Origin of the sequence: Aporhodopirellula rubra (assembly GCF_014192335.1) — a bacterium.
GTDB lineage: Bacteria > Planctomycetota > Planctomycetia > Pirellulales > Pirellulaceae > Rhodopirellula > Rhodopirellula rubra.
The window spans coordinates 18,108-39,505 of sequence record NZ_JACHXU010000001.1; the positions used below are offsets into that span (position 1 = coordinate 18,108).

General features: G+C 56.4%; 23 protein-coding genes. 5 read left to right on the forward strand and 18 right to left on the reverse strand.

Translation table 11 applies throughout. The annotated features are described in order from the left end of the window. The first annotated feature begins 4 nt into the window (after window positions 1-4). Complete coding sequence (locus FHS27_RS00090; protein ID WP_184300096.1) at window positions 5-1,285, forward strand: hypothetical protein; 1,281 nt, start codon at window positions 5-7, stop codon at window positions 1,283-1,285. 49 nt (window positions 1,286-1,334) lie between these two features. Here FHS27_RS00090 and FHS27_RS00095 read toward each other — a convergent pair whose 3' ends face one another. The 12 genes from FHS27_RS00095 to FHS27_RS00150 all read right to left on the reverse strand — a co-directional run bounded on the left by FHS27_RS00095 (window position 1,335) and on the right by FHS27_RS00150 (window position 10,116). Beyond that, the gene (locus tag FHS27_RS00095; RefSeq protein WP_184300099.1) at window positions 1,335-2,234 is read right to left on the reverse strand and encodes a DUF1559 domain-containing protein; all 900 of its coding nucleotides are present in this window, start codon (window positions 2,232-2,234) and stop codon (window positions 1,335-1,337) included. 9 nt (window positions 2,235-2,243) lie between these two features. Then, window positions 2,244-2,786: a hypothetical protein gene (locus FHS27_RS00100; RefSeq protein WP_184300101.1), complete on the reverse strand. Its 543-nt coding sequence runs from the start codon at window positions 2,784-2,786 to the stop codon at window positions 2,244-2,246. Further along, window positions 2,783-3,436 (reverse strand): PulJ/GspJ family protein, encoded by a 654-nt coding sequence (locus tag FHS27_RS00105; protein ID WP_184300104.1) that lies wholly within the window; start codon window positions 3,434-3,436, stop codon window positions 2,783-2,785. The genes FHS27_RS00100 and FHS27_RS00105 overlap by 4 nt, the downstream gene beginning before the upstream one ends. Beyond that, on the reverse strand, window positions 3,433-3,840 hold the full coding sequence (locus tag FHS27_RS00110) for a type IV pilus modification PilV family protein (protein WP_184300107.1): 408 nt from the start codon (window positions 3,838-3,840) through the stop codon (window positions 3,433-3,435). The genes FHS27_RS00105 and FHS27_RS00110 overlap by 4 nt, the downstream gene beginning before the upstream one ends. Continuing rightward, on the reverse strand, window positions 3,840-4,892 hold the full coding sequence (locus FHS27_RS00115) for a type II secretion system F family protein (protein ID WP_184300110.1): 1,053 nt from the start codon (window positions 4,890-4,892) through the stop codon (window positions 3,840-3,842). Before FHS27_RS00115 ends, FHS27_RS00110 begins: the two co-directional genes overlap by 1 nt. Then, window positions 4,889-6,085: a Type II secretion system F domain protein gene (locus tag FHS27_RS00120; RefSeq protein ID WP_184300113.1), complete on the reverse strand. Its 1,197-nt coding sequence runs from the start codon at window positions 6,083-6,085 to the stop codon at window positions 4,889-4,891. The genes FHS27_RS00115 and FHS27_RS00120 overlap by 4 nt, the downstream gene beginning before the upstream one ends. Next, window positions 6,082-7,068, reverse strand: a complete 987-nt coding sequence (locus tag FHS27_RS00125) for a hypothetical protein (RefSeq protein ID WP_184300116.1) — start codon at window positions 7,066-7,068, stop codon at window positions 6,082-6,084. Before FHS27_RS00125 ends, FHS27_RS00120 begins: the two co-directional genes overlap by 4 nt. Continuing rightward, complete coding sequence (locus tag FHS27_RS00130) at window positions 7,065-7,580, reverse strand: hypothetical protein (protein WP_184300119.1); 516 nt, start codon at window positions 7,578-7,580, stop codon at window positions 7,065-7,067. The genes FHS27_RS00125 and FHS27_RS00130 overlap by 4 nt, the downstream gene beginning before the upstream one ends. Further along, window positions 7,573-8,175, reverse strand: coding sequence for an RNA polymerase sigma factor (locus tag FHS27_RS00135; RefSeq protein ID WP_184300122.1), 603 nt, complete (start codon window positions 8,173-8,175; stop codon window positions 7,573-7,575). The genes FHS27_RS00130 and FHS27_RS00135 overlap by 8 nt, the downstream gene beginning before the upstream one ends. Window positions 8,176-8,282: 107 nt before the next feature. After that, window positions 8,283-8,651 (reverse strand): DUF3127 domain-containing protein, encoded by a 369-nt coding sequence (locus FHS27_RS00140; protein WP_044252192.1) that lies wholly within the window; start codon window positions 8,649-8,651, stop codon window positions 8,283-8,285. Between the two features lie 73 nt (window positions 8,652-8,724). Further along, window positions 8,725-8,982 (reverse strand): hypothetical protein, encoded by a 258-nt coding sequence (locus FHS27_RS00145; protein ID WP_184300125.1) that lies wholly within the window; start codon window positions 8,980-8,982, stop codon window positions 8,725-8,727. 60 nt (window positions 8,983-9,042) lie between these two features. After that, entirely contained in the window at window positions 9,043-10,116 is a 1,074-nt protein-coding gene (locus FHS27_RS00150; RefSeq protein ID WP_184300129.1) for a D-2-hydroxyacid dehydrogenase, read from the reverse strand. A 216-nt stretch (window positions 10,117-10,332) separates the two neighbouring features. On the opposite strand from FHS27_RS00150, the gene FHS27_RS00155 reads away from it, so the two are divergent. Continuing rightward, window positions 10,333-11,607 carry a hypothetical protein gene (locus FHS27_RS00155; protein WP_184300132.1) on the forward strand — a complete coding sequence of 425 codons (1,275 nt, stop codon included), beginning with the start codon at window positions 10,333-10,335 and terminating at the stop codon, window positions 11,605-11,607. On the opposite strand, the gene FHS27_RS00160 is transcribed toward FHS27_RS00155, so the two are convergent. From FHS27_RS00160 to FHS27_RS00170, 3 genes are all read right to left on the reverse strand, one after another. After that, complete coding sequence (locus FHS27_RS00160; protein ID WP_184300135.1) at window positions 11,579-12,643, reverse strand: sugar phosphate isomerase/epimerase family protein; 1,065 nt, start codon at window positions 12,641-12,643, stop codon at window positions 11,579-11,581. The genes FHS27_RS00155 and FHS27_RS00160 overlap by 29 nt on opposite strands. 4 nt (window positions 12,644-12,647) lie before the next feature. Continuing rightward, window positions 12,648-14,012, reverse strand: coding sequence for a 3-keto-disaccharide hydrolase (locus FHS27_RS00165; RefSeq protein ID WP_246418936.1), 1,365 nt, complete (start codon window positions 14,010-14,012; stop codon window positions 12,648-12,650). Between the two features lie 103 nt (window positions 14,013-14,115). Then, window positions 14,116-15,240: a sulfotransferase family protein gene (locus FHS27_RS00170; protein WP_044252187.1), complete on the reverse strand. Its 1,125-nt coding sequence runs from the start codon at window positions 15,238-15,240 to the stop codon at window positions 14,116-14,118. A gap of 270 nt (window positions 15,241-15,510) precedes the next feature. Here FHS27_RS00170 and FHS27_RS00175 point away from each other — a divergent pair, with 270 nt between their 5' ends. The 3 genes from FHS27_RS00175 to FHS27_RS00185 all read left to right on the forward strand — a co-directional run bounded on the left by FHS27_RS00175 (window position 15,511) and on the right by FHS27_RS00185 (window position 19,242). Next, the gene (locus tag FHS27_RS00175) at window positions 15,511-15,831 is read left to right on the forward strand and encodes a MazG nucleotide pyrophosphohydrolase domain-containing protein (protein ID WP_009095425.1); all 321 of its coding nucleotides are present in this window, start codon (window positions 15,511-15,513) and stop codon (window positions 15,829-15,831) included. Continuing rightward, window positions 15,828-18,203, forward strand: a complete 2,376-nt coding sequence (locus FHS27_RS00180; protein WP_246418937.1) for a hypothetical protein — start codon at window positions 15,828-15,830, stop codon at window positions 18,201-18,203. Before FHS27_RS00175 ends, FHS27_RS00180 begins: the two co-directional genes overlap by 4 nt. A 100-nt stretch (window positions 18,204-18,303) precedes the next feature. Beyond that, window positions 18,304-19,242, forward strand: a complete 939-nt coding sequence (locus tag FHS27_RS00185) for an ABC transporter ATP-binding protein (RefSeq protein ID WP_044252184.1) — start codon at window positions 18,304-18,306, stop codon at window positions 19,240-19,242. 90 nt (window positions 19,243-19,332) lie between these two features. Here FHS27_RS00185 and FHS27_RS00190 read toward each other — a convergent pair whose 3' ends face one another. Genes FHS27_RS00190 through FHS27_RS00200 form a run of 3 tightly spaced genes read right to left on the reverse strand, consistent with a single transcriptional unit; the run spans window position 19,333 to window position 21,376 of the window. Then, window positions 19,333-20,133, reverse strand: a complete 801-nt coding sequence (locus FHS27_RS00190) for a class I SAM-dependent methyltransferase (protein WP_184300138.1) — start codon at window positions 20,131-20,133, stop codon at window positions 19,333-19,335. A gap of 33 nt (window positions 20,134-20,166) precedes the next feature. Beyond that, complete coding sequence (locus FHS27_RS00195) at window positions 20,167-20,949, reverse strand: class I SAM-dependent DNA methyltransferase (RefSeq protein WP_184300141.1); 783 nt, start codon at window positions 20,947-20,949, stop codon at window positions 20,167-20,169. Beyond that, complete coding sequence (locus tag FHS27_RS00200; protein WP_184300144.1) at window positions 20,942-21,376, reverse strand: hypothetical protein; 435 nt, start codon at window positions 21,374-21,376, stop codon at window positions 20,942-20,944. The genes FHS27_RS00195 and FHS27_RS00200 overlap by 8 nt, the downstream gene beginning before the upstream one ends. Window positions 21,377-21,398: the final 22 nt, after the last annotated feature.

Consider the following 21,398-nt stretch of genomic DNA (forward strand, 5'->3'; position numbering starts at 1 on the left):
GCTGATGAATTCACCCTCGAATCAATCTGATCGTCGCGATCCGATGTCACGATACTGGGCAGTGTCGCTGGCGTTGTTGGTCGCCGCGTCGTTTCGGCTGTGGGTCCCGGCAGAATGGACGCAGACTGCGTTCTATCCGGGGGTTCCGTTGTTCGCTGTGCCCGTGTGGTTCGTTCGTTTCGCTGCGTACGCGACGGTACCGTTGTTGGTCGGATCGTGTGCGGTGGTCTTCTTTGCCGATCGTCGCGATTTGCTCCGGCGCACGGGGTGGTTGACGATTGCGGTCGTGTTGGCAATTGCGTTTCTCACCGATCAGCATCGGTTGCAACCGTGGGCGTATCAGTCGTTCCTCTACGCGTGGCTGTTTTGGTTGTTGCCCGCGAGATTGACCACGACGGCGTTTCGAGTGCTGACGATCAGCATCTATTTCTACAGCTCGATGGGGAAGTTCGACTTTCAGTTTTTGCACACCGTGGGGCAGGAGTTTTTAGGCACGGTGGCGCGTTGGTTATCGATGGATATCAGCCAGTGGGATCAACGCAGTCGTTTGATCGCGGCAGGTGGTTTTCCCTCGGTGGAGCTGACGCTGGCTTTGTTGCTGATGATTCCACGAACGCGTTGGATCGGCGGTTTGCTCGCGATCATCATGCATGTCGGTTTGATCGTGATTTTGTCGCCATGGGGCATGCATCACAGTCTCGGTGTGATCTGCTGGAACGCGGTGTTGGCAGGGCAAGCGTATTGGTTGTTTATTTATCCGCAGCGCGAGCGTTCCAGTGAATCGCAGGATTCAATGCCGAGAGACGAGACGACGGTATGCTGTCGGTCTGTTCGTGTTGGGGTGGCTTCGGTGATCGTTTTGGCTGCGGTGTTGCTGCCATTGACGGAGCGTCGGGGGCGGTCTAATCGCGGCAATTGGCACTGGGATCATTGGTTGTCGTGGGCGTTGTACTCGCCGCACAACAGTCGTGTGCAGATCGAAGTTCATCGCAGCACGTTGGACGATCTATCGCCAGCCCTTCGTGAGGTTGTCCTCGAAGACAGTAACGAGGATGCGTGGTGTGAATTGGATTTGGGACAACTCTCGTTGCAAACCCGAGGCGTTCCGATTTTGCCTCAGGCACGCTACCAATTGAAGCTCGCGAATGCCATCGCCGAGCAGCAAGGTTGGACGCACGAGATTCGCGGAGTGCAACGTTCGGCCTCGGACCGTTGGGACGGTACACGCGACGAGCAATGGATGAACCGACTCGAGGCGATGCAGGAAGCAGCGAGGCAGTATTGATCGACGACGGCTTTCGCGGTTCGTCTTTTCGCTGGTCGAGATCGATTGGTTAGTATTCGGTCCCCATCATCGCTCCGTCTTCTCGGTGGCCGAGATTTTGGAACAAAGTGGCGTCGATTGAATGCGTCAAAAAGCGGACTGAACCATCGGCAAAGCAGAATTGGGCACCGCCTTGGTGTTTGCTCGCGAAGCCTCCGACGTAGTCGCTGGCCATTTCGCCGTTGTCGACCTCGCCTGCATTGCCGGGATCGATCGCGTTGACGTCGTTTTGCTGGGTGTTGTCCGGAGTCATAACAGTTCCGCCGAAGGTGCCCGTGTTTCGCAGCGACGCGCGAGTGCCCGATGCCCAGCCAAGACTCGATTGCTCAGGAGTCATCTCGCCAATCAGGATCGTGTGCGAGCTGCCGTCGGTGATGTCGCCGTATCGCACACGGCTGTTGAGGAATAGCAAACCACTGTTGTTCGCGTCGATCGTAGCTTCGGTGTGATGGTGGCATCCGGCGTAGTTAGTGAGGCCCGATGAATTGTCTTGGTTCTGGCCGAATGGGAATGAGGGGCAAAGAAACGTTGGGATCGTTTGAGCACGAGCGGGCGCGTTGTCGGGAGCGTACGTGCCGAGGGCAATGTCGAATTGATCTGCGATCCCCCGCTGTTCCACGTAAGGGCAGAGTTGCACGAGGTACCCGACATGTTGACCTACGGGTTCGTTGAGCACCGGGCCGGTGGGGTTGATCGAACCGGAAGGCAGGTGTTCCATCGAAAATTCGAAGTTGTGCACGGCGAGGCCGAGTTGGGCCAAATTGTTTGAACACGAACAGCGTCGGGCTGCTTCGCGAGCGGCTTGCACGGCTGGTAACAAGAGACCGACCAACACGCCGATGATCGCGATCACGACCAACAACTCGACGAGGGTAAAGGCATTCGAAATGCGATGAGATTTTTGTGTCATGAGAGACTCCTACGAGTTGTCGGATGGTTCGTTGGGGGACGAGTTGTCGTCAGATGGGCGAGAGGGGGCGGGTGACGATGTGCGTTGCGTCACGACGATCTGGGACCGTTTGGTTTGCACGGGTTGGAGGTCACGGTTTCGGATCGTTGCGATAACTTCAAACTGCGTTAAGTCCGTCTCGTCGGGACTGTCGGTTGGAAGTAGTTTGATCTCAACTCTTGCTTCGGAGAACGACTCAAGGGCGTCATCGACGACCCACGATTCACCTTCGTAGTTGGAGTCTTCTGCAGCGAGGCTGAGCGTGCGTCGGATACCTGCGTCGAGTAACGTTCGTGTTTGTTCGAGTTGCCAGTGGACTTTCATTTGATGTCTCGCACGCAGGCTCGACTGTATCGCCGCCCCGGTGATCGTGGATGCGATCGCAAGGCAAACCAAGACGGCAATGAGAATGGTTCCACGAGGTTTCTGTGCTGCGTGTCGGTACGCTGGCTGCTGGTACGCTGGCTGCTGGAATGCTGCGTGTTGATGCGTGTGGCGTTGCAGTGATGTCACGGCTGAGTCTCTTCGGTTTCTGGTCCAGCCCGTTGTGTTTGTGCATTGCGCCACCGTCCGACGGCGGCTCGGACGGTGAGGTCCGTCAGCGTGGTTGATTGCTCGTCGAAGCCCTCGATGATTTGAGGGTTGATGTTTTGAGTATTATCGGAGGGGACGTTCGATTCGTCCGTGTTGCGTTTGGTTGGTGGGCCTGCGCGTCGAACGACGAGGGTCGCCCAGCCGGCCGTGGAGTCCACGTCAAACCGAAGACGAGAGTTTGTGGCGAGTTGGTAGCTTTCTCGTCCGACGACATCCTCAGCTGTTGTCTTTCGAAGGCTGCGAATAACCGCGTTGCCACCGACTCGATATCGGATCGTCAAATCGTCGAACAAGAAATCTACGCCCGCGTCGACGGGGCTTACCGAAGTGGCCAGGTGCGCGTCCTCACGGAATTGCCGTGACAGTCGAAGCAAACTTTGGTGGTTTCGCTCGTGATTTCGCATGGCCGTGGCAAGACGGAACGACTGGTGAATCCAACCGACGGCGAGCACGAGTAGTGTCGAGGATACCGAGAGTACCACCATGATTTCGATGAGGGATGATCCACGTCGAGGTTCGGTTTGCCAGCGGGAATGTGCCCGCCTGTGCCAATGGAAGTGAGTGTTCATGGTGTCGTCTCCCGCGGGGTGATCCAGCCCGTCAGAGACACCGGGTGAATCGGGTTTGTTGACCGCCACGAGAGCGTCAGGACAATGCGATCACCGAATTCGTCCGTCGCGCGAGTGGCCGAGAGTTGCGGTTGATCGAGGTTTGAGGATGCCATTGCCGAAGGTTGGATGGCGGCAATCGCTTCGTCAATTTGTTCAGCGGGAAGTTCGGTGATTGACTCGAGCGTGTTGGCGAGTTCGTTCATTGCGATTCGTTGGTCAGCAACATCGATCCACAAACGATTCACTCGAAACGCCATCGTTGTTACGGTGGTCATCGCTACCAGCAAGATCGACGTGGCGACCACGCATTCGATCATGGTGACGCCCGTGCGGTGGTTTCGATTGCGATTGAACGTTTTCATCAGACGTACACCACGCAGGCGAGAGCATTGACGAGGCCGTAGACGGACGTGAAAACAGCCACGGCTGCTAATAAGACAATCGCGGCCAACACAAAGAGCGATGTCAGCGAAATGCAACGAACGACGAAGGCTCCACGTAAATCTTTCCACGTGTTGCTCAATCTTGCCGCACGACGCAGCAGCCACGCTTGGGCCGATTTGTCATCGGCAATCTGCAGAGCGTCCATTTCGGTAGGCCCGATGATTTTTTCCGCGGCGAGTGCCCGCCATGTGTCTTCGCCCTGGTCGATGGATTTCGACGCGCGGACGAGGTGAGTGCGGATTCGACTGACCGGATGGATCCGAGACAGCGTCTCGATTCCTGATTTCAGCGGACGCCCCGATTGAATGATGATCGCGAGCAGCGACAGCAGGTCGGACCCCGCACGCGGTAATCGTCGCCCGAGCCCGAAGGCCCACGCGGGGCGTCCAAAAATCAGTGGCCCCATCGCTAACAGGAACACGAAAAAACCGAGAGACAGGATCATCATCAACGGCCAGTACTGGCCGATCGCGATCAGCAGCAGCATCGAGTCAGGTAGATCGATGCCAAATTCCTCAAACATCTTTTGGAACGTCGGAATGATGAACGTCAGTAAAAACGTGATCAGTAACCACGCCATCATGAAGCCGACCGCGACTTGATAAAGCTGGTTTTCAACCGATGTCGTGCGAAGTTCATCGGCCAGATCGGTCTGCCCATCGTTGGCGATCAGTGAGTCCAGCGTTTCGGGAAACGTCCCGCTTTCAGACGCGAGTCGCAGCAGCAATACCGCCGTCGGGTCGAGTGCTCTTGGAGTTTGTTCGAGTGCGTCGACGATGGGCGTTCGTTCGGCTAGCAGACGGGCTACCTGACGCAACGCTCGCCCGGGGCCGCGAGAAAACTCGCCCGCCAATCGCTCAACCGTGATCGCCGTGTTGAGTCGTCGACGTACCGACATCGACAAAACCCGAACGAGTGCGCGTTCGTGTGGCACCGTGACTTGAAAAAAGAGAGGTTCGTTGTTGCTCATGATAACCCCGTAATCAAGCTGACCAGCGGCGCGAACAGAGCGATGACGACAAACCAGATGATGAAACCGACACCGAAAACGATCAGCGGGGAAACCCATCCCAAACGCCATACTGTGCCGCGTTGATCACGGTCCCAGTACAGTTCGGCGATATCACGCAATACACCCGCCTGATATTGCTTTAGCGAAGTCGTGTCGATTGCTGCAGTGCGAGATGACGTGTTGGGTGGGCGAACGTGTTGGGTGAGGGCGACGTCGAGCCCGAGTGCATCGGCGAGTAAATGGCACGGCACTTTGCGAAAGTGAGTAACGCCATGAAAGGGATCGTCCCCGTTTCGAATCGCATCGGCCCAGAATCGACTGCCACGAGCGAGCCATGATTGTTGAGAGGCCGCCCCCGCCATCTCGATCGCTTCAGTTTTTCCGAGTCCCGCCCGCATCAGCAGCGAGACGTGCCACGCCCAATCAGCCCACGCACCCCGTGTTGTCCGCGGTCCGGATCCATGCAAATTGACCGACGTGCCGGAGGCGCCTGAGCGGCGATGGAGAGGAGATGTTGATCCCCATCGCAGCCATGCCAGTAATCCGACGCACGCCCCTACCGAGGCTAGTCCGAGGTAAGTCATTGGTGATTGGATCACCGCCGCAATCGCAAAGAGAGTTTGAGTAAAAAAAGGAAGCTGTAGACCGAACTCATCAAACATTTGTTCAAACGTCGGGACGACTAGCAAGCTGGTTAAGACCAACACGCCGGTGCATACGGTAAGCACGATCAACGGATAGGCGATCATGGTGAGAACTCGTTGGCCTCGCGATTGAACTTTCAGGTGAGACAACACGACGGCGTTGACCGCGGCTTCGATTCGCGATTCGATGTTTTCAGTTGGAGCGGCAGGTTCCGGCTTCGTCGATGAAGCAAGCGAGTGAGACGAATCGAGTGGATCGAAGTCACCGGTGGCGTTGGGGATGGATTCAAGGTGTAGGAAAATCTCCAACGCCAACGGGTTTTTGAGGACATCCATCTCGTTGTCGACGAAAGCGACCTCATCGGCCAATTGGCGTAGTTTTCGTCGAGGGGATCCCGAAATCACGTCGGACGTGAGAGTCAACGCCGAAACAATTTTGTCCCGATGAGGAAGCCAGGTGTCGATCCACTGCGTTTCGGGGGAGAGTGTCATGTCGTTGTCGGTCATGGCCACATTCCCTGTTCGGCCGCAATCGTTGCCAAGTCATGAATGAGCCAGATAAGCGGACCAAAAAGGATCAGGCAGTAAAACAACGCACCGCCGCCACCGAGGACGGCAACCAAGAGAGTCGGCAATCCGATTCGTAGTCGAGTCAGTCGATGCTGCGCCAGCGAGAACGCGTGGGCGGACATTAACGACAATCGACTGCGCCGTCCCGTGTAATCTTTGTCGTCGGCGTCTTCGCGTGCCCTTTCAATGTTTGCGAGAACGGCACGTGAGCGGTCGGTGCGATAGCGTCGGCCGCCCAGGCCACTGACGATGGTCGCGGAACCCTTCGTCGTGAGTCCGAGCGTGATCATGCCAATGGTCAACAATGGCAAAAGGATGAGCAGCGGATTGATGTCGGGGGCGGCGAACCAAGAGTCGCTCGTTGTCGCGGCGGGCATTAATGCCAAGTCCTCGCGAATGGCTGCAACCCGCGGAGCCGAGATGGTTGCAAAAACCGTGATGCCTGCCGTCGCGACGACCAGCATCAACGCAAGGTAGAACCAAACTGGACGAACGGTGCTGGCGAGTTCACCGGCAATCGTTGACGGCAGTGACAACGAATCGAGAACCAAATCGATCCTGCCGGTTTGCTGAAAGACACGAAACGCTGAAACATAAGATGCGGGCAGCGTGTGCGCCGACTCCTCGTTTTGCTTCCCGGGCGAATCGGTGGTTGTGCGTTCCCGGCGAACGAGATCATCGAGCAAAGGTTCGAGCCGGTCGAGCTTTGAAATGGTCGCGATACCGCCGTGGTTTTTGGCGCCCGAGAGCAGTTGTTTGTTATCAGTCGATGTGGCTGCTTCAGCGAGAGAATTGTCGGCGTGAGAACGCGGGGAACCGAGATCGAGCTTTGCGCCTGCGACAACGGTCGCACGCAGAGAGCGATGAAACGAACGCAAGCACATTGTCAATTCGTCCGCGTCCGATGCTTGCTCGTTCATCTCTCGGCTCCATCGGTCGGAGATTCGCCCGTTCGAACTTTCGGAGGATGGGCAGGTTCGCAATGGAGGCTCGCTGCCGCTGAGCGACGCCAGTCATAAACCACCTCGGTAAGTGCCCACTCCCACGCGACGCCGTCAGCGTTGGCGCGCCGAGTGGCTTGATGTTGAAGGTCGCTGGCCGTCCGGCCTCGTGGTGTGACGGCGAGGCCGATTTGACCGATGATGATCAATGCCAACACCACGGTGGTTGCCAACGCAAAGCCGCCGAAGAACCGTTGCCACATGTGGCGTCGTTCGCGTCGGCAATTTACGGACTCAAGTATGCGGGCGCGGAGTTGATCGCCGGGGTGAACGTAGTGGCCGGCGCCGCGAATCAAGTCCTCTAAGTCTTGCCCGTCATGCGACGCTTCGTCGGTAAAGTGGGGTTCTCGCAAGTCTTCGCCGAACAGATCGTTCATCTCGTTGTAGAACGAATTGTGCCGGTTGCGATTCGGTGGGGAGGGATCAAACATGATGCTGCAGATCCTCGCTCGACGACGGTGCGATCTGTTCGCGGAGTTGACCGTTGAGTTTTGCGATCGCGTACCGATATCGGCTCGCGGCGGTCGAGGGAGAAATTTCCAGAACGCCCGCGATACCGGCGAACGTCATCTCTTCCCAGATTTTTAGGACAACGACCTCGCTTTGTTCAGTCGGCAGCGTTCGCAACGCCTTCCAGATCGCACGGTAACTCTCCTCGCGTTCGAGTTCGTCGACGCGGCACCGCGTGAGTAGATCGCAAAGATCGCCGATCAGGTTCCAGCGTGGTCGTCGCCGTAGAATCATCAAAGACTCGTTGCGGACCATTCGCAGAAGATACGCCCACGGATCCGTGCATTGATGCAGCCGCCCTGGTTGGGCCGCAATCTTAACCAGGGTTGCCTGAACCGCGTCCTCGGCGTCGTGCTGGTTCCGCGTGAGCGTGGTGGCAAAACGAACCAACCTCAGGGAGGTCAGGTCGATCAATCCGCTGATCGCGTCCTCGCCGAGTTCGGCGAGTTGGCGGGCGCTGGTCCGGACCCGTTGGGAGAAGGCGGCAGCAGACGGCGGTGCGGTAGAGTGGCTCATCACCCCACAAGATGCACCTTAGGGCGACATTTGTCTAACGTTTGTGAGGTATTTCAGAGAAAACCTCAAATTGTCACCGTGGGGACGTCGTTTCCCGTTCCGTGAGGCTAGAACGGGGCGTCGTCTTCTTCTCCGCCGGCTTCGGCGAATGCGTCGTTAGCCGAACCGCTCGACGACGGGCTGCCACCGACCACTTCGAAGGACATCGCTTCGACGTTGACGAAGAATTTGACCTCGCTGTTGGCGTCTTTTTGCCATCGGCGTCCGTTGAGACGGTAAGTGACCTCGACTTCGTCGCCTTTCTTCATCTCGTCAACGCTATCGCAGGCGTCGCGGGTGAATTCCACGGGGACGTAGTTGGTGAAACTGCCTTTGTCCTGTTCCAGGACGACCATCCGTTTGCGAAAGCCCTTTTGGCCGTAGGTCTTCGTTTCCTCGATCAGGTGGACTACACCACGTACTTTTGCATCACTCATTGTATTCTCGATCAATATCGCCCGGTCAAAATCGTACCCACGCCGGCTCGTTGCCACCGTGCTCGGTGCCCGTTCAAACGGTTCCCGATACGAACGCATCGGCGTGTCCGGGAGAGCAGCACTCGATCGGAGAGTGTAAACCTTTCACCTGCGAGACTAAAGGGCGTCCCTGTTCGTTCAAGGTCACCGAAAGCCCGATCGAACGGTAAGTCCGGTTGAATTCCTCGACAAATGATTCCCCATTTTGATCGGGCATCGTCATGGGACCGACGGGGCGTCCGCTGTGGGTCACGATGGCATGGGACGGCATCGGCGGGCGGTTACTGCTCACGTTCAAACTCGTCGTCTAGGAGGAAAGGTTGTCTCGAAAACAGGGGATATCGTCTCGGTATCACTGCGAATCGTTCGTCGGTTGAGCACCGGCGACCCGGTATGAAACGCTCGGGTGTGGGAAGCCGAGCGTCTTGTCGACCCGATTGTATAGCGGCAAACCGGAAAAGTATCGACGAAGATTGATGCAAACGAGATCCGTCGTGTCGTCCACACGGCGAATCGATTGAGCCCCAACGTGCGGCGTGATTAATACGTTTGGATCCGTCCACAGCGGGCTCGTCGGAGGCAACGGTTCGGTCTCCGTCACATCCACGCCGGCACCGGCTAAATGACCGCTCGCGAGTGAGGCGACCAACGCCGATTCATCCACGACCGCGCCTCGCGCCACGTTGACGAAGTAGCTGCCGGGTTTCATCGCCGCGAATTGTTTTTCAGAGACGCAGTGCCGAGTCGACGCGTTTAGAGGCAGCGTCAAAATCACGATATCCGACGTAGCGAACAATTCGTCTGTTCGGCTCGTCGGCCATAACGCGTCGACTTCGTCCGGTTGGTTTTCGGGATAGTAATCCGTCGCGAGAATTTTGACTTCCCAGGGCCGCAGCATTTTTGCAATTTCTCGTCCGTTGCCACCGAGGCCCACGATCCCAACGGTCTTGCCACGGATGTCGTCGGTGGGGCGACGAATGAATTCAGGAATCTGCCGAGCCCGTTCAAACAATCCGATCCGTCGCAGTAATCCGAACAACAACGCAAACGTTTGCTCGGCAACCTGTGGTGCAAACAATCCAGACGCACTGCTGACAATGATGCCGGGTTCCGCGATCACACCCGCGACCAAACAGTGATCCAATCCGGCCGCTGATGATTGGATCCATTGCAACCGTTTTGCCGCGAGAACACGGTCCCAGTCGACAGGCACCTTGGCATGGCCGATGAAGATGTCCGCCGTCGGCAGCAGTTCGTCAACGCGTTCCTGGCCCGCGTCAACGACTTCGATTTCGTGGTCCAACGGGATCGTCGCGTCGTTCTTGCAGTCCGCGAGTGTTTGTTTGATCTGAGCCACATGATGTGGTTCGACCGGGTAACACAGAACGATCCGGCGAATCATTTCGAAAGTCTGTTGATTGGTCATGGGAAGCTAAAACGTCGGTGCGGGAAAATATTGAAACCTCGGGCCCGAGGATCGTATCAAAGATCGCTTAAACGCAGGAGACGGACATTTTCGCGGTGCGGTGTCCAGCGATCTTCGGCGAAATGTGCGTTTCACCGAAAGCGTATAATCGGGGATGCGTCGCACCGCAGTCGGTAAATCGATTCTGCGTGGTGATCTCATCCCCAAGGAATTCCCATGTCCGAAATCCAGTCACATTCACAGGCCTTGCCGCTTCGTGTCGCGATGGTGGAGGTGCGTGATGTTGCGATCGCAGACTCGCCGCCGGGGCCGGTTCAGTGCACCCTGCGGATCAAGCGACTCTCCCGCGTACCGGTCGAGAACGAGTCGGCCGGACGATCGGATTCGGAAGGCGGCAACCTGTTGGTGGCCAATGGTGAAAGCCCCTTTGCCGCGACTTTGGCCGCCGTTTCTCAGTTGTGCCGCAAACCGTTGTTTATCGTTTCGCATCACGAAGATGGATCCGGTGGCCACTACCGGTGTGTGGTCGCGGTGTCCGATCAAGAGGGCGGCGGCGATCTCAATGTGTCGTCGCGAGGATCGGGGCGAGCGACAGCGGGTCGGCCGGAAATCGCCTGGACGCTCGCGATCATCCGTGCTGCCAATCACGCCGGTTTGCTCAAGCGTGAGTTTCGAGCGAACAACCAAAAAACGTTGCGACAATGGTCACGGGAGGCTGTGCTAGAAATATCCGATTGTCTTTCGCGATCGGATGTTCGCCCAGGAGAAGACCCCGCGGTAATGCTGGAAGTCGAAAGCATTGTTTTGGACTATCTGAATATCGGGTCCTCCGCTGCCGTGATCACGGCTTCTAATCAGCCACGACCTGAAACAATTCTGAGCCTGTTTGACACCAGCGTTTGGTTGTACGACGAGGAAGGGCGACCACGCCGGTATTACACCGATACTGACCTTTGGTTGGCGTGGTATCCCGGTGTGGACGATGACCATCGCAGTGTTGAGGAAGTGATCGAGTCGATGCCCGCAGCACCCGCCACCGCAATCCCGTGGATTGTCAGGTTGTTTGAGAATCCGACTAGCCCGATTCGATTTCGTGGTGCAATCGACTTGCACGATCACGATGTGCTGCACGTTCTTTTGGGACGTGGATTGCAAGATCAAGACGAGGCGTTTGTGCTCGGGTTCGCAATGGGGACGGCCAAGAAAATCAGCACGATTCAGTATCACGTTTTCAAATTCTTGATGGCGCGAGTTTATCCCGAGCCCTATCGAATTCCTGGGTTCCTGCAGCCCGCGTTTGATCTCGGCGTCCAGTGTGGCAAGAAAACCGGTGCAGAGGAATTGTACAAACAGCCTCTGAAGGAACTGCGCTCATTGACGATCGAGGAGGCCCGTCGGCGGGCCGGGATCAACATGGATATCGTGAGGGAGCACTACCGAGTCGAGCAGCAACGGATTCCGTTCACGATCGCGAGTCTGCGGTTGCCTTGACAACGGCCTGCTCGATCACGGCTTTTGATTTTTGGAATCCTTCTCGCGTCACGTCAGCGACAGGGCGTTTCCAGTAGCCGGGGTTAAACAGTTCTAACGAGAACGTTCCGGCAAAGCCGTGTTTGAGCAACATCGCAATCGTCTCGACGAGAGGGCACACGCCGTCGCCCGGAAAGACTCGGTCTTTGTCCGCGATGGTCGCCGGCGGTGGTTGGTCTGGATAATCGTTGATGTGGAACAGTGGCATCCGGGACGCCTCGATCATGGCGAGCGAGGTCATTGAGTTTCCGCCTTTGTAGATGTGATAGAAATCAGGCAGTACTGCGGCGCTGGGGTGTGCTGCTGCGGTTGCAACATAGGCCAACTCGCCGAGACGGCTCAGTGTTGGCGAAAAACCCCAAAGTTCGAGCAGAGGTGTCACACCAATTTTGTCACCGATATCCAGCAAGGTTCGATAGCGTTCAGCAATCACTTCCAAATCGATCGGTCCGGAATCACGAAGGGCACTCTCGGTGTGCGCCCCGATCGGTGGCGCCGCCATCACGGTTCCGCCTAGCTGACGGACCATTTCCATGTCACGCCGTGCTTCATCGAGCCCCGCGGTTCGCTCTGCCGGGTCGTTGATAATCCATTTCGCAAACCCGATCGCACCGGCCATTTCGATACCGGAATCATCGAGTTGTTGACGCAAATCGGATAGTTTGCCACCGCCGTCAACGTAGGATCGTAAATCGCGGATCCACGGTTCGATCGCGTCAAAGCCCGCCTTCGCGGTGACCCGGATCTGTTCGGGGACCGGCAATTCGTGACCGCGAATGGTGCTAGTATTGAGAGAAATCTTGGGCATTGGCACGTTACCCACAGCCGGTTGTGTGAGTGACGATTTGGTCGCGTGCGGCGCCGCAGAATCGGCTCGACACGGCGTCGCGAACGATGCCGCAATACCGCCGAGTGCGCCAGTGCTCGCTAGGCCAGTCGTTAGCAAACCGCTGGCTCCGGTTTGGAGGAAACGACGGCGAGATGGATGGGATGCCATGGCGTTACTCGTTTTCTTCTTGAGGTGCGGCGTCTTCCGACACGACCGGCTCGGGTGAAGGTTTGACGGCGATCTTGCGATAGGCCGCTTTGGTTGTCTCGTCGTGACCTTGGATGATCAAAGTTCCCGGTTCGACCCGCAGCCCTTTGCGTGGATTTTCATGAGGTTCGCGGTCATCGTAAACGTCCGTCACTTGAAGGCCGTTCACCCACGCTGCGAAGTGCGATCCTTCTGCGGCCAACAGAATCGAATTCCAACGACCCGGTTCGCCTGCAACGATTCGTGCATCTTGGCGTTTGAAGATCCCGCCCGCTCCACAATCGGCGGGCTGCAGAGGATTGTTGTTCATGGTTTCGTTGTTGACTTGGCACTCGTACCCCATCATCACATCGCCCGGGATTGAGCGAAAGAAGATTCCCGAGTTGGACTTGGGGGCATCCATCTTGTAATCCGCGAGCAGCGTGAAATCGCCGTACGTCTGGGTGGACTCGAGTTGTTGTTTTCCGCCATCGACGATGAGGTGTTGATTGTCGTCGACGGTGAAGTCGCCGGGCATGTCGGCGTACTGTTTCCAATGAGTCAGTTCCGCGTCAATTAGGTTTTCCAAACCGATCGGACGCAAACGAATGTTTCGAAAGCGGATCATTCCCGAGCGGAATTGCAGGCCGATGTAACCGGTTCGTTCAGACGGCGCGTCGTTGATTTCGCAAGTCAGTGCACCGTCAATCTTGACTGTCACGTCGTCTTGGTTGCAAACCATGTTCATGGTGTGCCATTGATCAGGATGCGTTGTGACGGGATTGCCCCTCTCTCGCTGGACAATGCCACCGGTCGGAAACGGGTTATCTTCGGGGGCGATGTTGACTTCGTAGCAACTGGTTTTGACGTCTCGTGGTTCGATGCCGGTGCGAAGGAAGACGCCGGAGTTCGTTTCTGCGTCGCACTGAAATTCGAGTTCGAGTTCATAGTCTGCCCACTGTGTCGTCGTGGTCAGTAGACAGGCGCGACCACGGTCGGCAACGAGTGCGTTGTCTTCCACTCGCCAGTTCGCTTCGCCCGCGATAACCCATCCGAGCATCGTGTAACCATCGAAGAGGCGGATCCAACCTTCGGTCGTTTGTTCGATCGGGAGTCGCTGTTCGAGCAATTGTTCGGCACTGGCTTCGTAAGCTTTTGCTTCAAAAATGAAAGGAGCTTCTTCCTCCGGTTCGGTGTTTTCGGCGACCGAGGTGTCTGCGGCAGGCGATTTTGCGGCTGAGGCGGAGTCTTCGGAGTCGGTCGATTTCGGCTTGGCCGAGCAACCAACCATGGCGACCACCAACGAAAGACCGACTAAGAAACGAGAGACCATTCTGGAAGCAGAGATCATTCTGGATGCACTGTGATCAAGGCAAGGCATAACGCACTCAGGGATTGGAGAGTGGATGGAGTGAGGGGCGATGAAGGCCGATGCAGCGGCCCGCCAATACGGCCTAATAGCCGTACTCGTCAAAGTACTCGCCCCAACGCTCACGTAACTGTTGCTCTTGAGCTGAGGATAGTTGGTGGGCGTTGGTTTGGTAGGATTTGTGTTCGGTTTCCGTCCACGTTTGGATGTCTTCGCGGACCGTTTCGAAATCAGCGAGGCGTAACGAATCATAAATCGTTTGCAACGTTCCGACGGGGTCAGCAATCAAGTCTTCGTAACGAATGTCGATCAGGTGATGCTGGTCAATTTCTTGACGCTGTTGATGGAACGCGCGATACATTTTTTCGAGGCATTCGAGCACGTATTCTTCAATCCCGTCGTCCGACGTGTCGGCTTTCGGTGCTTGCAAACCTTGGACGTCGTCGAGACTCCGCCACAATCGGCAGGTGCTGGGGAACAACGCCCGAGGGTCCCGAGTGATGTGGATGAATCGTGCTTGAGGAAATGCGGCGGCGAGATGGCCGATCCGTCCGGTGTGCGTGGGGCTCTTGATGACGAGCGGCCGCGTGGTCGAGGCGCTGACGCGGTGTAGGAAGGACCGCATGGTCGTGATCCAGTGCTCGCGAGCGGTCTCGTCCACGCCTTCGAAGTCGAGGTATCCCATATCAACGGCCCCGCCGCGTGGGAAAGCGATCCGCCGATACGGTGAAGGCAAGCCGAGGTTGACGAGGGCGAACTCGTCTTCCTGAGGGCGGTCCCAGCCGGTGTCCATGTTGTCCATCGGCCGTTTGCCCGGCAGCATCCATTTTGCGAAACGCCGGAAAAACCACTCGGTCAACAGAAAGTGCGACGGCGCGAAACACTGAAACGTCGACGGGCTGCTGAATCTCTCGTCGCGGACCATTAATTCATGCAGCAGCGTCGTGCCGCTTCGCCAATGTCCGATGATGAAAACCGGCGGGCCGTGCAGTTCGGCCTCGCGAATCCGACGCCGGTACAGCAGGTTTTGCAGGCCCATCAAGAGCGTATTGAACGGTGTCGCGATCGAAACGGAGCACGCCAGCGGCACTCTCGACGGGCTAATCGCAAACCCTCCACTGCGCAACAGACGCCACCAAGCCGACGGTCGCATCCCATGCCAAAATCGAGGGCAATAGAACGGGTAGCGATTCAGTGAAGACTCGGGCATGAAAGAGGAAAGTCCTTCGCAAAAAAGGCCGATTCGGGCGAACAAAATGGCTCGTGTGAACGTCTGGCGACTGGCCGTTCGCCAGGTGCCGTCTCCCTCCAACGAAATACAACGTTAGACTGTTTGGGCACGCGTTCGCCCGTGAAGGATAAAGCGTGATCCCGTCCAGGCCCATTAGTTGCCTGTAGAATGGCGGGGATTTTATGCGTTTTTCCAAACCGGGTGGGGCATCTGCCGCTCCGACACCTCGTCTTTTACGTTGATTTTAACATGCCCAGTCCCGCCAGCGATCTTTCGATTGAAGATTTGCAACAGCACATTCGTCGGATGTATTACGACAAAGACGTCGCCCGTGGGATCGACGGAACGTTCATGTGGCTGATGGAGGAAGTTGGCGAATTGGCCTCTGCCCTGCGAGGCAACGATCGCGAGAACCTTCAGGAAGAATTTGCGGACGTGATCGCGTGGCTATTTACAATCGCAAATGTGGCGGACGTGAACCTGGCCGAAGCCCTCTCGGCAAAATACGGACAAGGATGCCCGGGATGCCACCGTTTCGAATGCGAATGCAGCTTGGATGAGAAACCATGAGATTTGTTCTCCTCATGATCGCGGCCGTCTTCTCGCTGGTCGGCACCGTCTCTGCGCAAGATCCACCCGCGGAGACGCCTGCGGTCGATTTTGTCGGGATCAATGGCCACTATCGAGCCGGGCGATGGACGGCGGTTCGATTCGCACCGATCGCCGATGCGGTTCTGGAAACCACGGACGGCGATGGGAGTACTGTTTTCTATGAACAAGATTTCCTCGGCTCATCAAATGATGCCGACGCGGCTGTGTTTGGGTACTGCGTCCCGGGGACCGAAGCGGCACCGTTGACGATTCGATCCGCGGGCAAAGCGACTGCGACGAAGGCTTCGTCAGGCGACCAGGTTGATACCGACGGGCTGGCAGATCGCAGTGAAGGTAGCGGCAACGGACAGGTCGCGCTGAAGACTCGTTTTCCCGAAGTCGGTACGCCGGCGGAGGGGCCCGCCATGATCCCAGATGACATGCCTTGGGTCGTTGTCTTTGGAGATCCGTTAGGGATCGAAACAATCGGTGCCAATGAGTTGCTCGACCGAGATGCCTCCATCGCGGTCACCCGAGTGACGGAGCCCGCGTCGATCCCCGACCACGTGTTGGGCTTTTCGGGTGTCGACATGATGGTCGTCACCGGTTCGGGCGTCGGTGTGCTGGAGCAGTTGTCGGAGTCACAAGGCTCGGCGATCGGCGACTGGGTTCGCGGCGGAGGGCAGTTGTTTGTCACCCTCGGAGGGTCTGCCCCAAAAACTCTCGAGGCTTCGCCCTGGTTGGTGGAGTTGTTGCCCAAGAGCGTTGCCTCGTCTTCGGTCGTTCGCATGGATCCCTCGGGGTTGGAAACGTTTGCGAACAGTCAGTCGCGTCTGAGTCCTTTCGATGGCTGGCAGTTGCCCAAGACAATCGGCGCAGGCGGCATCACATTGTCGAGCGTAGGGGAGGCGTTGATCGCGGGCCGTACTTCTCGCCGAATCGGATTGCCGCTCGCGGTGCGGTACACGATTGCTATGGGGCGGGTCACGATCGTGTCGGCCGATTTGGACGCTTCGCCGTTTGTCGATTGGCCCGAACGCCTGGACTTGGTTACCAAATTGACAGGCGATCTGTTGACCGAAGACCGAGGCGAAGTCAGCAGTAGCTTTCGCTTGGGTGGATACTCGGATCTCTCGGGACAGGTTCGGCGAAGTCTGGATCGTTTCTCGACGAAGCGAAACGTGAGTTTTTCGATCATCGCGCTGGTGATTGCTGCTTTGATCGCCCTGGTCGCGCCGCTGGATTATCTATTCGTTCGACGTGTTCTCGGTAATCCGCTGCTCGGTTGGGCGACGTTTCCGGTGGTGGCAATCTTGCTTTCGATTGCCTTGGTCATTGCTGCGAACCCTCGTCGCACTTCGCTTGCCACAGATGAGTCAAATGATGCCGCGCCGGCATCTGAACAAGGTGAAGATAGCCTGTTGCGGGCCAATGCGGTTGAGTTCCTCGATATCGATGGAAGCTCGCAGGTGGGCAGGTTGTTTCGTTGGTCTTATCTGTATTCGCATCCAGCCCAAACGGTTAGCGTGACGGCGAATCGCAGTTCATCACTGGACAACATCTCGCGGGACATTGAGTTCCAAATGCTGGGCCCGTTCGGCGCTCCCGGCCGATCGATGGGTGGTATCCAAATTGATTCGTGGAGCGAACCGCTGCACGTTCCGGTGTCGCCGTTAATGTCGGGTTCGGACGATGCGTCCCACGGCGGTGGGGTGCGTTTGGCGAGTCGCATCGATTCACTCGAGTTGGCACCTCGCAGCAGCAAATCGATCGCCGCGCAGATGCAATTCCGAACCACCTTCGAGGTCGCTCCAATGAAGCGGCGTCGTACCTCCGATTCGCTGCAGGGGAGTCTCGTCAATCCGCTCGACGTTGACCTTCTCGATTCCATGTTGATTTACCAGCAGATGGTTTATTTGTTGCCGACCCGCTTTCCCGCAGGGGCAACCGTCAAAGAAATCGACAGGATGCGGCAAAAGAACTTTCGCTGGCAATTGTCGCGGCAGCGAGCGCTCGAAAGTTCATCGCAAACCGAAGCCTGGGACGTTACCCGAAGCGATCGACCGGAACGGCTCGCTGAGATGTTGATGTTTCACGATGTCGTGGGGGGCGCCGATTACACGGGGCTTCAGAACGAGATCCTCGGGCAGCTTGATATGACTGATCTGCTCACTAAAGAGCAATGCATTTTGGTGGGGCGGTGTGCCGATCCCTGGTTAACGCTCGGTGTCAAAACGACGAGCGACGGGGCGGATTCCGGTAATGATTCGGCCAATGCCTTTGCCACCCCAGTTGGCGAAACGCAATCTTGGGTGCGTGTGATATTGCCCGTGAAAGAGGTTCGTCGTTGAGTGAGTCCACATCTGTATTAGGTTGGATTGGCTTCGTGATTTAAGTGTTTGGTATCGGTGTCCCCTTTATTTTCTCGTCTTCTTTTTATCTGTAATCGTCGTGATTAAAACCGTTGACTTGACCAAGAAATATGGCGACGCGTTCGCCATCAAATCGATCGACTTGGATCTCGAAGCTGGCGATCTGTTCGGGTTCATCGGCCCCAACGGTGCGGGGAAGACGACCACCATGCGAATCATCGCGACGTTGCTCGAGCCGAGCTGGGGCGAGGCTTACGTTTGTAATCACAGCGTTCACACCCAACCGAAAGAGATTCGCCGATTGGTCGGTTACATGCCCGACTTCTTCGGCGTGTATGACGACATGACCGTCGTTGAGTATCTCGAGTTCTTTGCCGCGGCGTATCGAATCGGCGGAGAAGATCGACGCAAACGGGTCAATGAAATGCTCGACATTGTCGACCTCGACTTTAAGCGAGATGCCTTCGCGAACACGCTGTCTCGGGGGCAAACGCAGCGACTCGGATTGGCCAGGACTTTGCTGCACGATCCCCAAGTGTTGCTGCTCGATGAACCGTTGTCGGGGCTCGACCCGCGTGCCCGGATCGAAATGCGCAACCTGCTGCGTCGCCTCGGCGAGATGGGAAAGACGGTTATCGTCAGCAGTCACATTTTGCCCGAGCTCGCCGACGTTTGTAATAAGGTCGGTATTATCGACCGCGGCGAACTGAAGCAAAACGCCAAGGTCACCGAAGTCATCCGGATGGTCCGCGAGCACACCGTTTTGATTATTCAACCGAGCCAACGCGATCAGATGCAAAAAGTAGCGGACCTCTTTACCGGGCATCCTCTCGTCCAGTCCACCCAACCCGGAGACGACGCCGTCCGCGTGATCCTCAACAGCGACACCGACGACTACAGCGAGCTCCCCAAACTCCTCATCGAAAACGGAATCGGCCTCCGCCGCTTCGCCGAAGAAGAGCTCGACCTAGAATCCGCCTTCATGGCCCTCACCCAAGGCACCAGTACCCGGATGTAGGTGCAGGAAATCATTGCCGCATTCGCGTGATGCGTGACAAGTTGCCAGTCGCTCTGCGGATCTCTCGGGCATGAGTTGTTTCGGACGCATTTATTCGAGTTCGTGCGTGCCGTCCCAGTATTGCCGTGTCTCTGAGGAGGATGTTGGTTCACCAACGCGACATGTTAGTGTCAAGCGGTCGATGATTCGGTCCGGGGTCCTTCCCAAAAAACGCTTCACACGATCCTTTAGCCCTAGTGTTGGTTCTCGTTCGAGCAAGTCTGGATGATTCAGGAGTTCGATGTGGGTAACTTGAAGTCCCAGCGTTGCCAGTGTATCACGCAGTGCTTTGGGGTTAAAGAATGTTACCGACGTTGCCTCGTAAGGGCTTTCGTCTTCGGTGGGACAGAACAGTAGCGGATACTGATTGTCGTTGAGCATCACGCCGGTTTCTAGAATCATCTGGCCGCGGTCGCTCAAAAGGTCTCGTAGTAATTTCAAGGCCCAAAACGGGTATCGGAGATGATACAGCACGCCCGCAAAAATAATTGTGTCAAATTTGCCGTAGGTTCTTTCTGTGAGGTCAAACAGATTTTGCTCGTGCATCTGAACTTTCGAATTCAGTTCGGGGATCAGCACCTCGACTGCAGCGTTTGAAATGCAGTTGTCAATGCCGATGATCTCAGAGGCTCCCGCCTTTTCTGCCTCAAATGAATAGAGGCCATCACGGCATCCGATGTCCAGTACTCGATGCCCCTTTAGGTCGAGCCGTTTAATTGCAGCCAGTACGCCTTGTTGCGTCGGAACGTATTCGGCGATTCCCTTCGTCTGCACATTTTCTGTTAAGCGGATGAAGTGATAGAAATTGTACTGATCGAGTCGATCCTGTAAGTAAGTTTCGTGTGGAGTCATCGTGATCACTTGGGTTGGTTGAGCGTAGGCGGGTTAACTTTTTCTGCAAACAAAGGCTACGCCCCAGCTATCCACGGATGGCTCTTTTTTAGAAAGCCATTCTTCTTCGTTCGCAATATGAAGGCCAGCCGCATTTGCGAGCATTTTTATTTCGGGTTCGAAGTAATATCGCATGCGATGTTTTTCTTGAATCCGTCCGATGACGCCCGTCGCCCGGTTGGTGACGAAGATAGTGTATGCGACTTCGACCAGGTTCTGCCGTTCCAAAAGTGTTGGTTCGGCAATCCGCACGACCTCAATGTTGTCGTCATTGACTCGTTTAATTCGTGTGGTCGGCAATTGCGTCAGGACTGCGGGGCCGTACCACAAATCAAACGCAAAAATCCCGCCTGGTTTCAGGTGGGCCGAAGCAGTTTGGAAGAAGCCTGCGACGTCTTTGTCGGTTGTTTGGTAACTGGCGACGTGAAAGAGTGAAATGACGGCGTCGAATTGACGGTCCACGCGAAACGAGCGAGCGTCGCCTTGATGGCATTCAAACTGAAGATCAGCAAGTTGTGTAAATCGGCGATTAGCCTGATCGAGCATTTCTTGGCTTTGGTCGACACCGACGATATCGTAGCCTTGCCGGCATAGAATCTCGGCATGGGCGCCTGTCCCGCAACCAAGTTCGAGTAGCGAGGGTGGTGTTTCCCCCGCTTCAGCACGGCAGCCATGCCGCTCAAGCAAGCTGGCGATGTAAGTGGCTTCGCCCTCGTAGTCTTTGTCGTGATAGAGTAAATCGTAATACTGCGAAGAAAGATCAAAGGGCTTAATCATTGATTTTGACCTTTTCGTCAGGCACCGCATCAAACCGCGTTTTGTCTTGGTCGCCTGAGTACGGCCCTTGCTTGACTTCGATCATCTCAGTCGGTTCGAGCATTTCGAAGCCGTGTCCACCTGCAGCTAGTAGGACGACATCTCCGGTGCTCGCGACGCGGCTCTCGAGGTAGTGCCGTCCATCGGTATAAAAGTCGATTCGGACTTTGCCGGATTTAACTAGCAGGACCTCTTGCGTCCAGAGAACCTCTCTCTGCACCGGATTATGGACGTGCGGTTCGATCTTGTATCCGGTCGGTCGATTCATGTAACCGAGTTGTTGCGAGAACATGCTGGGTGTGAAAAACTCGATGCCATCAGAATGGAAGTCGGAACGGATGATGATCCCAATCGTCTGATCAAGATGTTTGACGTGTTCGATGCTCATTGATATAGCCTGCTATCCATTG

Coding starts and splice junctions, on each gene's coding strand:
- FHS27_RS00125 (WP_184300116.1), bottom strand. CDS start 7,068: ATGAACGAGCAAGCATCGGACGCGGACGAATTGACAATGTGCTTGCGT.
- FHS27_RS00105 (WP_184300104.1), bottom strand. CDS start 3,436: ATGAACACTCACTTCCATTGGCACAGGCGGGCACATTCCCGCTGGCAA.
- FHS27_RS00130 (WP_184300119.1), bottom strand. CDS start 7,580: ATGTTTGATCCCTCCCCACCGAATCGCAACCGGCACAATTCGTTCTAC.
- FHS27_RS00135 (WP_184300122.1), bottom strand. CDS start 8,175: ATGAGCCACTCTACCGCACCGCCGTCTGCTGCCGCCTTCTCCCAACGG.
- FHS27_RS00095 (WP_184300099.1), bottom strand. CDS start 2,234: ATGACACAAAAATCTCATCGCATTTCGAATGCCTTTACCCTCGTCGAG.
- FHS27_RS00155 (WP_184300132.1), top strand. CDS start 10,333: ATGTCCGAAATCCAGTCACATTCACAGGCCTTGCCGCTTCGTGTCGCG.
- FHS27_RS00175 (WP_009095425.1), top strand. CDS start 15,511: ATGCCCAGTCCCGCCAGCGATCTTTCGATTGAAGATTTGCAACAGCAC.
- FHS27_RS00200 (WP_184300144.1), bottom strand. CDS start 21,376: ATGAGCATCGAACACGTCAAACATCTTGATCAGACGATTGGGATCATC.
- FHS27_RS00115 (WP_184300110.1), bottom strand. CDS start 4,892: ATGAGCAACAACGAACCTCTCTTTTTTCAAGTCACGGTGCCACACGAA.
- FHS27_RS00160 (WP_184300135.1), bottom strand. CDS start 12,643: ATGGCATCCCATCCATCTCGCCGTCGTTTCCTCCAAACCGGAGCCAGC.
- FHS27_RS00195 (WP_184300141.1), bottom strand. CDS start 20,949: ATGATTAAGCCCTTTGATCTTTCTTCGCAGTATTACGATTTACTCTAT.
- FHS27_RS00190 (WP_184300138.1), bottom strand. CDS start 20,133: ATGACTCCACACGAAACTTACTTACAGGATCGACTCGATCAGTACAAT.
- FHS27_RS00170 (WP_044252187.1), bottom strand. CDS start 15,240: ATGCCCGAGTCTTCACTGAATCGCTACCCGTTCTATTGCCCTCGATTT.
- FHS27_RS00110 (WP_184300107.1), bottom strand. CDS start 3,840: ATGAAAACGTTCAATCGCAATCGAAACCACCGCACGGGCGTCACCATG.
- FHS27_RS00140 (WP_044252192.1), bottom strand. CDS start 8,651: ATGAGTGATGCAAAAGTACGTGGTGTAGTCCACCTGATCGAGGAAACG.
- FHS27_RS00090 (WP_184300096.1), top strand. CDS start 5: ATGAATTCACCCTCGAATCAATCTGATCGTCGCGATCCGATGTCACGA.
- FHS27_RS00165 (WP_246418936.1), bottom strand. CDS start 14,012: ATGATCTCTGCTTCCAGAATGGTCTCTCGTTTCTTAGTCGGTCTTTCG.
- FHS27_RS00120 (WP_184300113.1), bottom strand. CDS start 6,085: ATGACCGACAACGACATGACACTCTCCCCCGAAACGCAGTGGATCGAC.
- FHS27_RS00150 (WP_184300129.1), bottom strand. CDS start 10,116: ATGACCAATCAACAGACTTTCGAAATGATTCGCCGGATCGTTCTGTGT.
- FHS27_RS00180 (WP_246418937.1), top strand. CDS start 15,828: ATGAGATTTGTTCTCCTCATGATCGCGGCCGTCTTCTCGCTGGTCGGC.